General features: G+C 51.6%; 17 protein-coding genes. All 17 read left to right on the forward strand.

The features are described from left to right. Positions 1-265: 265 nt before the first annotated feature. The 17 genes from mobQ (at position 266) to GKG34_RS12910 (ending at position 14156) form a co-directional block, all read left to right on the forward strand. Positions 266-1849 (forward strand): MobQ family relaxase, encoded by a 1584-nt coding sequence (mobQ, locus tag GKG34_RS12830; protein ID WP_144038710.1) that lies wholly within the window; start codon positions 266-268, stop codon positions 1847-1849. A 999-nt stretch (positions 1850-2848) separates the two neighbouring features. Further along, a complete protein-coding gene (locus GKG34_RS12835; protein WP_082210870.1) occupies positions 2849-3190 on the forward strand; it encodes a replication initiator protein A in 342 nt (113 codons plus the stop codon). A 223-nt stretch (positions 3191-3413) separates the two neighbouring features. Beyond that, positions 3414-3596, forward strand: coding sequence for a hypothetical protein (locus tag GKG34_RS12840; protein WP_005945116.1), 183 nt, complete (start codon positions 3414-3416; stop codon positions 3594-3596). A gap of 93 nt (positions 3597-3689) precedes the next feature. Continuing rightward, the gene (locus GKG34_RS12845) at positions 3690-3998 is read left to right on the forward strand and encodes a recombinase family protein (RefSeq protein ID WP_243139269.1); all 309 of its coding nucleotides are present in this window, start codon (positions 3690-3692) and stop codon (positions 3996-3998) included. Between the two features lie 93 nt (positions 3999-4091). Continuing rightward, positions 4092-4400 (forward strand): DUF6050 family protein, encoded by a 309-nt coding sequence (locus GKG34_RS12850; RefSeq protein ID WP_008816184.1) that lies wholly within the window; start codon positions 4092-4094, stop codon positions 4398-4400. Positions 4401-4526: 126 nt separating this feature from the next. Then, the gene (locus GKG34_RS12855; protein ID WP_080906734.1) at positions 4527-4775 is read left to right on the forward strand and encodes a hypothetical protein; all 249 of its coding nucleotides are present in this window, start codon (positions 4527-4529) and stop codon (positions 4773-4775) included. After that, on the forward strand, positions 4768-5529 hold the full coding sequence (locus GKG34_RS12860) for a phage antirepressor (RefSeq protein WP_148336324.1): 762 nt from the start codon (positions 4768-4770) through the stop codon (positions 5527-5529). Before GKG34_RS12855 ends, GKG34_RS12860 begins: the two co-directional genes overlap by 8 nt. A gap of 4 nt (positions 5530-5533) precedes the next feature. After that, a complete protein-coding gene (locus GKG34_RS12865) occupies positions 5534-6382 on the forward strand; it encodes a DUF6017 domain-containing protein (RefSeq protein ID WP_097839515.1) in 849 nt (282 codons plus the stop codon). A gap of 140 nt (positions 6383-6522) precedes the next feature. Beyond that, positions 6523-7014 carry a PcfB family protein gene (locus GKG34_RS12870; protein WP_148336323.1) on the forward strand — a complete coding sequence of 164 codons (492 nt, stop codon included), beginning with the start codon at positions 6523-6525 and terminating at the stop codon, positions 7012-7014. Then, entirely contained in the window at positions 7011-8780 is a 1770-nt protein-coding gene (locus GKG34_RS12875; protein WP_347563463.1) for a type IV secretory system conjugative DNA transfer family protein, read from the forward strand. Before GKG34_RS12870 ends, GKG34_RS12875 begins: the two co-directional genes overlap by 4 nt. Before the next feature lie 134 nt (positions 8781-8914). Then, a complete protein-coding gene (locus tag GKG34_RS12880) occupies positions 8915-9130 on the forward strand; it encodes a Maff2 family mobile element protein (protein ID WP_005934794.1) in 216 nt (71 codons plus the stop codon). 92 nt (positions 9131-9222) lie between these two features. Beyond that, positions 9223-9438, forward strand: a complete 216-nt coding sequence (locus tag GKG34_RS12885) for a Maff2 family mobile element protein (RefSeq protein ID WP_005934794.1) — start codon at positions 9223-9225, stop codon at positions 9436-9438. A 39-nt stretch (positions 9439-9477) separates the two neighbouring features. Further along, positions 9478-10347 carry a VirB6/TrbL-like conjugal transfer protein, CD1112 family gene (locus GKG34_RS12890; RefSeq protein ID WP_005934793.1) on the forward strand — a complete coding sequence of 290 codons (870 nt, stop codon included), beginning with the start codon at positions 9478-9480 and terminating at the stop codon, positions 10345-10347. 13 nt (positions 10348-10360) lie between these two features. Continuing rightward, positions 10361-10930, forward strand: coding sequence for an MT-A70 family methyltransferase (locus GKG34_RS12895; RefSeq protein ID WP_007593032.1), 570 nt, complete (start codon positions 10361-10363; stop codon positions 10928-10930). After that, a complete protein-coding gene (locus tag GKG34_RS12900; protein WP_148336319.1) occupies positions 10918-11406 on the forward strand; it encodes an XF1762 family protein in 489 nt (162 codons plus the stop codon). The genes GKG34_RS12895 and GKG34_RS12900 overlap by 13 nt, the downstream gene beginning before the upstream one ends. Then, positions 11375-11755, forward strand: coding sequence for a PrgI family protein (locus tag GKG34_RS12905; RefSeq protein WP_148336318.1), 381 nt, complete (start codon positions 11375-11377; stop codon positions 11753-11755). The genes GKG34_RS12900 and GKG34_RS12905 overlap by 32 nt, the downstream gene beginning before the upstream one ends. Position 11756: 1 nt before the next feature. Then, positions 11757-14156, forward strand: coding sequence for a VirB4-like conjugal transfer ATPase, CD1110 family (locus GKG34_RS12910; RefSeq protein WP_148336707.1), 2400 nt, complete (start codon positions 11757-11759; stop codon positions 14154-14156). Positions 14157-14162 lie beyond the last annotated feature (6 nt).

The following is a 14162-nucleotide window of genomic DNA, read 5'->3' on the forward strand; positions in this document are numbered from 1 at the left end:
ATAGGGCGCAATTATACACCGTTCCGGTGAAATTGCGGTCTTGCAGACGGCTCGATGAAATCGAAGCTGGCGTTTGTGCGCCAGCCCGATTCCATCCCAAGGAAAACTGCATTTTCCTTGCGCTGCTTTGCAGCTATCCTTTTGCGGCTCCCGCCTGAGACCGAAGCGCACAGCACTCCGCTCCAAGGCGGCGAGTACAACCGAATACGATTCCAGACCGTTCATCAAGAGCAATCTTGCTGGGCGGTCTTTTTGTTTGGAGGTGATGCCTATTCCGTGTCCGCATTTCAAAATCACCATCGTCAAGCGCAGCCAAGGGCAGTCCGCTGTTGCTGGGGCTGCTTATCAGAGCGGCGAACGGCTGTTCAGCGAGTACGACCAGAAAACGAAATTCTACAACAAGAAGAAAGAACTTGTCCATGCCGAGATCATGCTGCCGTCCTATGCGCCGCCCGGATTTGCAGACAGGCAGATTCTCTGGAACGCCGTGGAAGCCGTGGAGAACCAGTGGAACTCCCAGCTTGCCCGGCGCATTGTGCTGGCGTTCCCGGTGGAGGTGCCGAAGGAACAGTATCTTTCTATGATAAAAGAATTTTGTCAGGAGCAGTTTGTTTCCAAAGGGATGATTGCTGATTTTGCCATTCACGACAAGGGAGATGGAAACCCACACGCCCACATTCTACTGACGCTCCGGGCAATGGATGAACACGGCAAGTGGCTCCCGAAAGCCAGAAAGGTGTACGACCTTGACGAGAACGGTGAGCGCATCCGGCTCGCTTCCGGCAACTGGAAGTGTCACAAGGAAAACACGGTGGACTGGAACGACCAGAAGTATGCCGAGGTTTGGCGGCACAGCTGGGAAGTTGTTACCAACCGCTATCTGGAAGCCGCTGGCAGACCAGAACGTGTTGACCTGCGCTCCTTTGAGCGGCAGGGCATCCAGCAGATACCGACCGTGCATCTCGGTCCCGCTGCACACCAGATGGAAAAGCGCGGGGTGAAAACCTTTCTCGGCAATCTGAACCGAGATATTCGAGCCGCCAACAGCCTGATGCAGTCCATCCGCAGTGCAATTCGTGGTCTGCAACACTGGATCGCAGACCTGAACGAAAAGAAGCAGCTTCTTCTGGACGCTCTGGAAAAGGCGAAAGAACCCACGCTGTCCGACCTGCTGGTGGACTACTTCAATCTCCGCAATGAGCAGCGCAGCGATTGGTCTGGCAAGGCAAAACTGAAATGCACTATTCGGGACTTTGAGGAAGTCAAACAGGCGGTGGACTATATGAAAGCCCATTCCCTGAACACCATCGAGGATTTGGACACTGCAATTTCTAACCTGAACCAGACCGCCGCCCCTCTCCGCAAGCAGTTGAAGCAGAACGAAAACCGTATGCGGGCAATCGCCCAGATCAAGGACGCTGCCGCCGCCCATGCCAAGCTGAAGCCCATCCACGACACCTTTATCAAGAAGAACTTCAAGTTGACCAAGGACGCTTACGCTGCCCAGCACAAGGACGAGCTGGACGCATTCAATAAAGCCGTCCGCACCCTGATGAAGCTGAACGGCAGCACAGCGGTGGATTTTTCGGCATTGGATGCCGAATTTTCTGCGCTGCAATCGAGCAGTGCAGAGCTGCGCACCCAACTGGAAACCTTGCAGCCGGATATCTCCGCACTGAAAAATGTGCGAAAGTATATCGACATGGTGCTGAATAAGCAGCAGCTTTCCGCACCGGGCGGTAAGACCCCGGAGAAGGAATCGGTGCTGAAAAAGCTGGAGCAGCTTCAGCAGAAAAAGTCTAACTACAAAACGATTTCCACCACCCCAAACCGCGAAGAATCGCTCTAAACGATCTTTCTGTCACCGATATGCCGTTGCAATCAGTGGCAGAAGTACATAATTCATTTGTTTTTTTGCCGACTTTTGGCTATTCTCGCTGGCTAGTGAGTAGAGGCGTACTTTTAAGGCAGAAATTTTCTCCAACACCCCCCCATTTTAGGCCACTNACAAAACGATTTCCACCACCCCAAACCGCGAAGAATCGCTCTAAACGATCTTTCTGTCACCGATATGCCGTTGCAATCAGTGGCAGAAATACATAATTCATTTGTTTTTTTGCTGGCTTTTGGCTATTCTCGCTGGCTAGTGAGTAGAGGCGTACTTTTAAGGCAGAAATTTTCTCCAACACCCCCCATTTTAGGCCACTTTTTCTGTTAATAGTAGAAGCGCCTCTTTGAAAGCCGGTCATTTGTGACCTTTTTGTTAATTCTCAAAAAGATGGTTGTCTTTGGGCTGTTTTCGTTGCCTACCTATTGAGAGGATTTTTTCAAAAGCGGAGATTTGGTCTCAAGAATTACAATTCAATTACAAGTTTCTCACCAATGCTACGAAACAGGCGTTCTCGATGCCTACCAAGTGTAGGGCATCTTTTTCAAGACCATTCTCGGACTATTATGACGTTTTGTTTACAAAATTGCTTGCAATGCTACGAAATGGCCTTTTTCATCGGCTACCAAGTAGAAGGATGTTTTTCGTCCGTCAAAGTCCAGAAATCTTCCATATGTTCCTTGACAAGTGAATAGTTCAATCGTCCGGTACTTCACAAAAGGTACTTCTGTAACTCGCAGCCCGGTCATAACGAAGACGGGGTGGCTGAAATGCCAATGGTGCGGTGCAAGCCCGCCGCCGGACGATTCCCCACTCCTAGGGAAGTCGAGGACCAATATGGGAGACCTTAACTTATTAACGCAGTTGAGCACTTGTTTCGTGCTTTTCTGCGACTGGAGAATTGGAACCCTCCAATTCTCGTTACATACTCTTTGTTCCTGATTTCTGCTTCAGCTGGAGGTGATCAACATTTCAGAATATCTTACCACGCAAACTCCGCTGCCGCCGTTTCTCCCATACCCATGCTTCCTTTTGGAACTTGACCTGAGTCAGACTGCAAAAATGACTTATGTGTTGCTACTCGACCGTGCCACACTCTCGCAGAAAAATCTCTGGATAGATGAACGTGGATTCGTGTTTGTCATTTTTACGATTTGCTCTTTGGCTGAGCAGCTAGGGCGCAGCACTGTCAGTGTTTCCAGTGCGCTTAAGGAATTGGACGCTGCGGGATTGATTGAGCGCAGACGAACGCGGTTTTCTTCGCCCAATCACATCTTTGTGAAAATTCCAAATGTTGAATAGTTCTGCGTTTTTCACGATTCAAGAACCGCCAAAATCACGATTCTGTGATGCAGATTCTTAATGGCATCTGCAAAAGATATTTTTCCTATGCAGTATAGCAGCCTTTAAGACTGTATCGAAGAAAACTTTCACCTAACCAACGTAATAAAACAAAAAGAGAAAAACGAATAGAATCCATCCATTCCTTTCCGTATTTGCACCACATGAATGAGGAGGTCTGCCCTTGAACAAAGAAAAATCTGAGAAGAAGCCCACCACACGCAAACGTGCGCCGAGAAGTCCGAAGTCCGTGCGCCTGATCGTGGAACGCCATTATATCGGCAATGTGCCGATGAATACGCTTTTTCAGCGGCTTGTGGAAGAAGAAATTCGTAAAACTGCCGAATCGTATCTCGCCGCTGGCTAATTGGACGTTTTACTGCGGAAAAGGGCTTGCATCGTCACGCAGCATCCGCTACAATGTGATTGATGAGGTCTCTTTTCCATTATGGAGGTACACATGGAAAAGGACAAAAAAGTAACTGCTTTATACTGCCGACTGTCAAAAGATGACGGTTCAAACAGCGAAAGCCTGAGCATCCGCACTCAAAAGTCAATGCTTATGGAGTATGCCACACGCAACGGTTTCGGGAATTGCCAGTACTATGTTGATGATGGTTACAGCGGTACGAACTCTGACCGCCCTGCCTTTCAGGAACTTCTGGATGATATCCGGGAAGGAAAGGTGGCAACAGTCATTACCAAAGATTATTGTGCGATAATAGGACTAAATCAGAAAGACCTTGAAAATCAAGGCATTCTGGCTTAGTCCCTTCTTTTTTTGACCGAAAACAAAGGACTTTCACAATAATCAAGCAAGCCGGAGGGTGCTGCTGCACACTTCCGGCAGAAGGAGGATATAGTGGGTGCTATCAAAGTCTTCTTGAAGGAGGTTCTGCTTCCAATCGCGCTTGCGTTCTGCCTCGCGTCATTTCTCAAGCCGATCTATATGCCTGACGGCGTATGTGACTACTTCCTTATGTGGATCTGCGTCGGCTTGCCATTCGGCATCCGGAGGATGTGCCTCTGGCTCGTTCCCAGCGGCTACGGTATCTCCGGCTCAGTCGGCATCTTCTCATTGAACTTAATCATAGGCGGTCTTATCGGAGGACTTGCCTTCTTCATCGGGCTACTGCTCGGTGTCATTCATACCATCCGAGAAATCATCTGAACTACATCGTAAACGAAGAGGGTTTGTTTCTTCTCCAATTTGGAGTAAGAAGCAAACCCTCTTTTTTTGTTGCCCAAAAGCCGGAATATTTGCTGGCGATGCGGCTAAGGAAAGGAGTTTTTAAGCATGAAACGCATGACAGCCGGTAATCTGCAAGCACTGGAATTGCTGATGCAGACCACACCCGGCTTTGAGCATTTTGACAGCGGCGCGGATGGCATTCTCCCTGAGTGCCGAAGCTGCCGCTTTCACCGTCCTCACTGGAAATATCAGTCCTGCGTGTTTGCAGAGTGTCCCTACTGCTGCAATCCCGTTTCTACACTCAAAAATCAAAGTGGCACATCTGATGCCGGAAAGGAAACCTGTCATGGATAACAAAATCGAAATCTTCAAGAATGAACAGTTTGGTGAGGTAAGAACAATCCTCGAAGGAGAAAAAGTTCTGTTCTGTGCGGCAGATGTTGCAAAGGCACTCGGTTACACCAACCCGAACAAGGCGGTCAACGACCATTGCAGGGCTATAACGAAACGTTCTACCCCTATCAGCGGGAAAGTTCAGAGTATCAACTTCATCCCGGAAGGAGACGTTTATCGGCTAATTATTCGCAGCAAACTTCCTGCGGCTGAAAAGTTTGAACTGTGGGTATTTGATGAGGTCATTCCTACCATTCGCAAGACCGGCGGCTACATGACGGACTCCCTTCTGGAACGCATTCAGAAGGAACCGGCGGTCATTGTGGAGTTTGCTCAGGCGTTGATTCTGGAAAAGAATCGCGTAAAGGCTCTTGAGTGTGAGCTGAACACGGCAAAGCCCAAAGCCGATTACTACGACGCCTTCATCAATCCGGATGACTGCACCAATATCCGAACGACGGCAAAGGAACTGAAAATCCCGGAGCGCAAGTTCGTCCAGTTTCTTCTCAGGGAGAAGTACCTGTTCCGATCTCCCTCCGGTCAGCTTCTTCCCTACAACAAGGACAGCAATGCCGGACTGTTCATCGTCCGCGATTTTGTGACGTACTGCTACACCGGTTCTCAGACCTACTTCACGCCGAAGGGCAAGGATGTCATCCGAATGAAGTTCCAGAAAAAGTGCGGCGAAGAGCTGCTTCCCAAAATGGCAAGGTGATTTTATGGCAGTTTTCAGAGTCCCCAAGATCGAGAACTTCACGATGATGAGCAATCACCATCTTCGCAACAAGAAGCTCTCCCTCAAGGCTGTTGGGCTGATGTCGAAAATCCTCAGCCTTCCGGATGAATGGGACTACTCCCTCAAGGGGCTTGCCAAGCTCAACGCGGACGGCATCGACGGCGTTCGCTCTGCTGTGCAGGAATTGGAGGATGCCGGTTATATCATCAGGCGTCAGCGTAGGGACAAAAACGGCAGAATGGCGCAAAGCGAGTATCTTGTCTTTGAAATACCGGAGTTGTCAAAACCGGCATTGGATTCACCGTCATCGGAAAAGCCGATACCGGTAAAACCGGCAACGGATGTCCCGACATCGGGAAACCCAATGCAAATAAATACGAACCAAGTAATTACACACCAAGAAAATACTCACTTGAACAATACTCCATCTATCAATCACTCAGGCACAGGACGCAGAAATGATGGGACTGATTGGATGGATGAGCGAGAGCGATATAGAGAAATCATCGAAGAGAACATCGAATACGAGATTATGAAAGACCGCCCTGACGGAGACCGCCTCGGTGAAATTGTCGAGATCATGCTGGATGCCGTTTGCTCAACTGCTCCTACCATCCGCATCAATGGCGAAGATATGCCGCAGCAAGTGGTCAAGTCCCGCTTTCTCAAGCTGGACAGCAGCCACATCGAGTATGTTTTCCACGCAATGAAGGAATGTCCGTCCAACATTCGGAACATCAGGGCATATCTCCTGACCACACTCTATAACGCTCCGGCAACGATGGACAATTTCTACTCCGCAAAGGTCAATCATGATTTCAACGGCTGGTAAACCGCAAGCGAAACGCTGGCGGCTATTTTTATGCCTGAAAGGAGGGCTTTACATGGTCATATTCATTCATCTGCCGGGTGTGCCGCCTTAGCTGAGGCAGCATTCCCTCAATTATTCCAAGGAAAGGAGGTATCACTGCATTGCAGGATGAAGTCAACACCAAAGTTGTTGCAATCATGATCAAGGGCGGCAAAATCTCAGCCGAGGTGCTGAAAAAGGCACTGGACAAGTTCGTGCAGGAGATTGAGAAGGCGCAGAAGCAGATGCAGCAACCAAAAACCTATCGCGGCAAGCAGTCCATCAAGCATCTGATGAGCCAGAATGCCGCCATCTCCAACATCGAAGTGACGGATGGCAATATCAAGTCCTTTGAGCGGACTGCCAGCAAATACGGTCTGGACTTTGCGCTCAAGAAGGACGTTTCCGTAGATCCGCCCAGCTATCTTGTCTTCTTCAAGGGACGGGACGTTGATGTCATGACCGCCGCCTTCAAGGAGTTCTCTGCCAAGACTGTCAAGCAGAAGGAACAGCCGTCCATCCGGCACAAGCTGGATCAGGAGAAAGCCCAGAGCAAGGCGCAGCACAAGGAGAAAGTCAAGGTCAAGACCAAGGATCGGGGTGTGGAGCTGTGAGCAAACCCGATGTGAAGAAGCTCATTCTTCTGAACCTTCCGTATGTCTTCGCCTTCTACTTTGCGGATAAGATCGCCGCCGTGTTTCGTCTCGCTCCCGGCACGGAGTTCATCGACAAGCTGACAAACGGCTTTGCTGTATTCGGCACTGCCTTTGCAAATCCGCTTCCCAGCTTTCATCCCGTCGATCTGCTCGTCGGTCTGATTGCCGGTGCGCTGCTCAAGCTGGCGGTCTACGTCAAGGGCAAAAACCGCAAGAAGTTCCGGCAGGGCGAAGAATACGGATCTGCCCGCTGGGGCAAGCCAGAGGACATCAAGCCGTACATGGACCCGGAGTTCTCCAACAACGTCATCCTGACGCAGACGGAGTTTCTGACCATGAACAGCCGTCCCAAGCAGCCGAAATATGCCAGAAATAAAAACATCCTTGTCATCGGCGGTTCCGGATCAGGCAAGACGCGCTTTTTCGTGAAGCCAAACCTGATGCAGATGCACAGCAGCTATGTTGTGACCGATCCGAAGGGGACGGTGCTGGTGGAGTGCGGCAAAATGCTTGAAAAGGGCGGCTACGTCATCAAGTCGCTGAACACCATCAATTTCCGGAAATCCATGCACTACAACCCATTCGCGTACATCCGCAGTGAGAAGGACATCCTCAAATTGGTCAATACCATCATTCTCAATACCAAGGGAGATGGCGATAAGTCCGGCGAAGATTTCTGGGTCAAGGCGGAAAAACTCTACTACACAGCTCTCATCGGCTACATCTGGTACGAGGCACCTGACCACGAGAAAAACTTTACTACCCTGCTCGAAATGATCAATGCCTCAGAAGCCAGAGAGGACGATGAGACCTTCAAGAACCCCGTGGATGTCATGTTCGACGAGCTGGAAGCCCGCGACCCTGACCACTTTGCGGTTAAGCAATACCGCAAATACAAGCTGGCGGCGGGCAAAACCGCCAAGTCGATCCTGATTTCCTGCGGTGCAAGGCTTGCGCCCTTCGACATCGCAGAGCTGCGGGAGCTGATGAGCTACGATGAGATGGAGCTTGACACCATCGGAGACCGGAAGACGGCGCTGTTCGTCATCATTTCCGATACCGACGATACCTTCAATTTCGTCGTGGCGATCATGTATTCCCAGCTCTTCAACCTTCTCTGCGACAAGGCAGATGACGTTTACAACGGACGGCTTCCCGTCCATGTGCGCTGTCTGCTGGATGAGTTTGCGAACATCGGTCAAATCCCGAAGTTTGATAAGCTCATTGCCACCATCCGAAGCCGGGAAATCTCGGCGTCAATCATCTTGCAGTCCCAGTCTCAGCTCAAAACCATCTACAAGGATGCGGCTGACACCATCACGGGCAACTGCGACTGCACACTTTTCCTCGGCGGCAAGGAGAAATCCACGCTCAAGGAAATCAGCGAGGTGCTGGGCAAGGAGACAATCGACCTTTACAACACCTCGGAAACCCGTTCCAACAACAACTCCTATGGCTTGAACTATCAGAAGACCGGCAAGGAACTGATGTCTCAGGATGAGATCGCCGTCATGGACGGAGCAAAGTGTATTTTGCAGCTTCGAGGCGTGAGACCTTTTCTCAGTAACAAATACGACATTACGAAGCATCCAAAATACCGGCAGCTCTCCGACTACGATAAGCGGAACGCCTTTGACATCGAGAAGTACCGGCAGCACAAGCTGGTAGTCAAGCCCGATGACACATTCGACCTCTATGATATGGGCGAGGTCGAAGTAGATTAAAGCCCCGTCGCTGCACTGCGCAGTGGGTAAAGCCTGATGGCTCATCCCAAAGCAGAACAGCGACGGGGCTTCTTTTTTTATGCCCATTTTCAAAAATACACACTCAACTTTCATCGATTCAAGGAGGAAAATCTATGGCTTTCATCAATCAGGCTGTCACGGTTCTTCAGACGCTCGTTATCGCCCTCGGTGCCGGTCTTGCGGTGTGGGGTGTTGTCAACCTCATGGAAGGCTACGGCAACGACAACCCCGGCGCCAAGTCTCAGGGCATCAAGCAGCTCATGGCTGGCGGTGGTGTGGTGCTGATCGGCACGACCCTCATCCCTCTGCTCTCCGGTCTGTTCGGTTAATCCGACAGCCGCACAGAAGTAACCAGCGGGGCGGGTGCGAAAAAGCTCCCGCCCCTCACAATTCACCAACGATTTAAGGAGGAAATTCAAGTATGGCATTTATCAATCAGGCAGTTACGGTTCTCCAGACGCTCGTTATCGCCCTCGGCGCTGGTCTCGCGGTGTGGGGCGTCGTAAACCTCATGGAAGGCTACGGCAACGACAACCCCGGTGCCAAGTCTCAGGGCATCAAGCAGCTCATGGCTGGCGGCGGTGTGGTGCTGATCGGCACGACCCTCATCCCCCTGCTCTCCGGTTTGTTCGGCTAATCCACGGCAAGCCCAGCTTAACCGAAGGGTGGTGAAATATTGGGCAGCATTTTAGAAAAGATCGAACAGGCTCTCAAGGATATGCTAATCGGATGGATCGAGAGCAACCTGACCAATATGTTCACCGATGTCAACGAGAAGGTAGGAACGATTGCCGCCGAGGTCGGGCAAACCCCGTCCGGCTGGAACGGCGGCGTGTACCAGATGATCCGGGGACTATCCGAAAACGTGATAGTCCCCATCGCTGGTATCATCATCACCTTTGTTTTGTGCTACGAGCTGATTTCCATGATCACCGAGAAAAACAACCTTCACGACATGGACACTTGGATGTTCTTCAAGTGGTTTTTCAAGGCGGCTGTGGCGATTTATCTCGTGACACACACGTTTGACATCGTGATGGCAGTATTCGACATCGGGCAGAACGTGGTTTCCGGTGCAGCAGGAGTAATCCACGGCAACACCAGCATTGACATTGACGCGACGATTGCGCAGATGCGTACCGGCATGGAGAACATGGGTGTCGGAGAACTGCTCGGACTGTCGATAGAAACGCTTCTGATCAGCCTGTGCCTCAAAATCATGGCGATCCTCATTACGGTTATTCTCTACGGGCGCATGATTGAGATTTACTGCACCGTGAGCATTGCGCCTATTCCCATCGCAACCATGAGCAACCGCGAATGGGGCAGCATCGGCACGAACTATCTGAAAGGCTTGTTCGCTCTGGCATTTCAGGGCTTTCTCATCATGGTCTGCGTCGGCATCTATGCGGTGCTGATCAACGGCATGATCATCGCAGACAACATTCATTCGGCTCTGTTCTCTGTGGCAGCGTACACGGTCATTCTGTGCTTCTCGCTGTTCAAGACCGGAAGCCTCGCAAAATCCATCTTCCATGCGCACTAAGGAGGTCGGCAGCATGAAGAAGTACAGCATCATCTACGCCGATCCCCCTTGGGCGTATCGGACTTACTCCAAGAAGGGACAGGGACGGTCGGCGGAAAGCCACTACCCGACGATGTGCATTGAAGACATCAAGGCACTTCCGGTCGGTGAGCTTGCCGCTAAGGACTGCGCTCTGTTTCTCTGGATCACGTTCCCGTGCCTCTGTGAAGCACTCGAAGTGCTGACGGCATGGGGATTTTCTTATAAGACCGTGGCTTTTGTATGGGTGAAGCAAAACCGAAGGAACGACGATCTCTTTACCGGCATGGGCTACTGGACAAGGGCGAATGCCGAAATCTGCATCCTTGCTACAAAGGGACACCCGAAGCGTGTTGACGCCGGTGTGCGTCAGGTCATTCTCAGTCATATTGAAGAGCATTCCAAAAAGCCGGATGAAGCGCGGGAGCGCATTGTTCGGCTCATGGGAGACCTTCCCCGCGTGGAGCTTTTTGCCCGTCAGTCTCCCGAAGGCTGGGACGTTTGGGGCAACGAGGTCGAATGCACGGCTCATCTTCCTATGGAGGAAACACCATGCTGCGGCTAAAACCCATCTCTCTTCGTGACGCCAACGAGTATGTCCGGAAGTATCACCGACATCACAAGCCGGTTGCCGGTCACAAGTTTTCCATTGGCTGTGAAGCAGACGGTGAGCTGGTCGGTGTAATCATCGCCGGGCGTCCCGTCAGCCGGTATCTGGATGACGGCTTCACATTGGAGGTCACAAGGCTATGCACCAACGGGGCGAAGAACGCTTGCAGCTTTCTCTACGGTGCGGCGGCAAGAGCTGCTGCGGCTATGGGCTATAAGCGCATCATCACATACACGCTGGAAAGCGAAAACGGTGCAAGCCTTCGGGCTTCCGGCTGGATCTGTCAAGGCAAAGCGGGTGGGCTTCGCTGGACGGGCAAGCGTCAACCGAAGGAGGATCAATATCCCGCACAAATGAAGCTGCGCTACGAAAAGCAGCTTGGAAAGGAGGAAACAGTCAATGGCATTTGTTCCGGTCCCGAAGGATCTTAACCGCGTCAAAACGAAGGTCATGTTCAACCTGACCAAGCGGCAGCTTATTTGCTTTTCCATCGCTGCGGCAGTCGGCGTCCCGATCTTCTTTCTGGCGAAGGCGCATCTCGACTTGTCTACGGCGGCAATGCTGATGGTGGTTATCATGCTCCCGTTTATCTTCTTCGCGCTTTACGAGAAGGACGGTCAGCCCGCCGAAAAGTATCTGTACCACATCGTACAGTCCATGTTCATCCGGGACAAGGTGCGCCCCTATCGCACAAACAATCTCTACGCTGAAATTCAGCAGAAAATCAAAGAACAGGAGGAATTGCAGCTTGAAGAACAGCACAGCAAAGGCAAAGCCTAAGATGACCGTCAAAAACGGCGTCGTTTACGGCGATGCCCTTTCCGCTCAGGAAAAGAAGCGGATCGTCATGCAGAAGAAAAAGGACAGGAAGGCAAAGAAAGTCCGCAAGTCCGCCCAGCAGACCATCCCCTATGTGGAGATGTGCCGTGACGGTATCTGCAAGGTGAACAGCCGCCTCTACACGAAGTCCATCGCCTTTGAGGACATCAACTACCAGCTTGCGCAGAACGAGGACAAAACTGCCATCTTTGAGAACTGGTGCGACTTTCTGAACTACTTTGATAGCTCGATTTTCGTCCAGCTCTCCTTCATCAATCAGAAGGCAAGCCTCAATGAGTTCCGCAAGCGCATCAACATTCCGGCACAGGAGGACGCCTTCAACGACATCCGCTCCGAGTATTCCGGTATGCTGCAAAGCCAGCTCACCAAGGGCAACAACGGACTGGTCAAGAGGAAGTACATCACCTTCGGCATTGAGGCAGACTCCCTCCGCACGGCAAAGCCGAAGCTCGAACGCATTGAAACCGATATTCTCAACAACTTCAAAACCCTCGGTGTGAAAACCGAGCCGCTGTCCGGCTACGAGCGGCTGAAAGTGCTTCATGATGTGTTCAACATGGACACCAATGAGCCGTTCCGCTTTTCCTTCGATATGGTTGCCCGGACAGGACTCAGCACGAAGGACTTCATCGCGCCCACTTCCTTTGACTTCCGTGAAGGCAAGTGCTTCAAGATGGGCAGAACCATTGGCGCGGTGAGCTTCCTGCAAATCCTCGCGCCGGAACTCAATGACCGTATGCTTGCCGACTTCCTTGAGATGGACAGCAACATCACGGTCAATTTTCATATCCGGACGATTGACCAGGCAAAGGCAATCAAGAGCATCAAGTCGAAGATCACCGACCTCGACAAAATGAAGATCGAGGAACAGAAAAAAGCAGTCCGCTCCGGCTACGACATGGACATCATCCCGTCCGATCTCGCTACCTTCGGCGGCGAGGCAAAGCGTCTGTTGCAGGATCTCCAGACCCGCAACGAGAGACTGTTCCTCGTGACCATCCTCATCATGAATACGGCAACCAATCGCCAGAAGCTCGAAAATGCGGTGTTCCAGACCGCCGCCATTGCCCAAAAGTATAACTGTGCGCTCAAGCGTCTTGACTTTCAGCAGGAGGAAGGGCTGATGTCCTCTCTGCCTATCGGCGTCAATCAGGTGGAGATCGAACGCGGACTGACCACTTCCAGCACGGCGGTTTTCGTGCCGTTCACCACGCAGGAGCTTTTTCAGGGCGGCGAAGCTCTCTACTACGGGCTGAACGCGCTGTCCAACAACATGATCATGGTTGACCGCAAGCAGCTCAAAAACCCCAACGGGCTGATCTTGGGTACACCCGGTTCCGGTAAGTCCTTCTCTGCCAAGCGCGAAATGACGAACGCCTTCCTCATCACGGAGGATGACATCATCGTCTGCGACCCCGAAGCCGAGTATTTCCCCCTTGTACAGAAGCTCGGCGGTCAGGTCATCCGCATCTCGCCGGTCAGCACGGATTATATCAATCCGCTGGACATCAACACGAACTACTCCGAAGAGGAAAACCCGCTGACGCTGAAATCCGACTTCATTCTCTCCATGTGCGAGCTGATTGTCGGCGGCAAGGACGGCTTGCAGCCGGTTGAGAAGACCATCATTGACCGCAGCGTCCGCATGGTCTATCAGGAGTTTCTTGCAGACCCCAAGCCGGAGAAAATGCCGATCCTCGAAGACCTCTACAACATTCTGAGAAATCAGAAGGAGCCGGAGGCACAGCGCATCGCAACTGCCCTTGAAATCTATGTTCACGGCTCTCTGAACGTCTTCAATCACAGAACGAATGTGGATGTCAACAACCGCTTTGTCTGCTATGACATCCGCGAACTCGGCAAGCAGCTCAAAAAGCTCGGTATGCTGATCGTGCAGGATCAGGTGTGGAACAGAGTTACCATCAACCGCGCCCAGCACAAGGCAACGCGCTACTACATGGACGAGTTCCACCTTTTGCTGAAAGAGGAACAGACCGCCGCGTACAGCGTGGAAATCTGGAAGCGTTTCAGAAAATGGGGCGGCATCCCGACCGGAATCACGCAGAACGTCAAGGATCTTCTTGCCTCCCGCGAGGTGGAGAACATTTTTGAAAACTCGGATTTTGTCTACCTTCTGAATCAGGCATCCGGCGACCGGCAGATTCTCTCGAAGGCGCTGAACATCTCGCCCAGCCAGCAGAACTACATCACCAACTCCAACGCCGGTGAGGGGCTGATCTTCTATGGCTCGACCATCGTTCCCTTCAAGGACGATTTCCCGAAGGACACCCAGCTTTACCGCATCATGACCACCCGCTTAGAAGAAACCGTACAGAACTGATAGGAG

Source organism: Faecalibacterium sp. BIOML-A4 (assembly GCF_009679665.1).
In the GTDB taxonomy this organism is placed as follows: Bacteria; Bacillota; Clostridia; order Oscillospirales; family Ruminococcaceae; genus Faecalibacterium; species Faecalibacterium taiwanense.

Coding starts and splice junctions, on each gene's coding strand:
- mobQ (WP_144038710.1), top strand. CDS start 266: ATGCCTATTCCGTGTCCGCATTTCAAAATCACCATCGTCAAGCGCAGC.
- GKG34_RS12845 (WP_243139269.1), top strand. CDS start 3,690: ATGGAAAAGGACAAAAAAGTAACTGCTTTATACTGCCGACTGTCAAAA.
- GKG34_RS12855 (WP_080906734.1), top strand. CDS start 4,527: ATGAAACGCATGACAGCCGGTAATCTGCAAGCACTGGAATTGCTGATG.
- GKG34_RS12860 (WP_148336324.1), top strand. CDS start 4,768: ATGGATAACAAAATCGAAATCTTCAAGAATGAACAGTTTGGTGAGGTA.
- GKG34_RS12865 (WP_097839515.1), top strand. CDS start 5,534: ATGGCAGTTTTCAGAGTCCCCAAGATCGAGAACTTCACGATGATGAGC.
- GKG34_RS12880 (WP_005934794.1), top strand. CDS start 8,915: ATGGCTTTCATCAATCAGGCTGTCACGGTTCTTCAGACGCTCGTTATC.
- GKG34_RS12885 (WP_005934794.1), top strand. CDS start 9,223: ATGGCATTTATCAATCAGGCAGTTACGGTTCTCCAGACGCTCGTTATC.
- GKG34_RS12895 (WP_007593032.1), top strand. CDS start 10,361: ATGAAGAAGTACAGCATCATCTACGCCGATCCCCCTTGGGCGTATCGG.
- GKG34_RS12900 (WP_148336319.1), top strand. CDS start 10,918: ATGCTGCGGCTAAAACCCATCTCTCTTCGTGACGCCAACGAGTATGTC.
- GKG34_RS12905 (WP_148336318.1), top strand. CDS start 11,375: ATGGCATTTGTTCCGGTCCCGAAGGATCTTAACCGCGTCAAAACGAAG.
- GKG34_RS12910 (WP_148336707.1), top strand. CDS start 11,757: ATGACCGTCAAAAACGGCGTCGTTTACGGCGATGCCCTTTCCGCTCAG.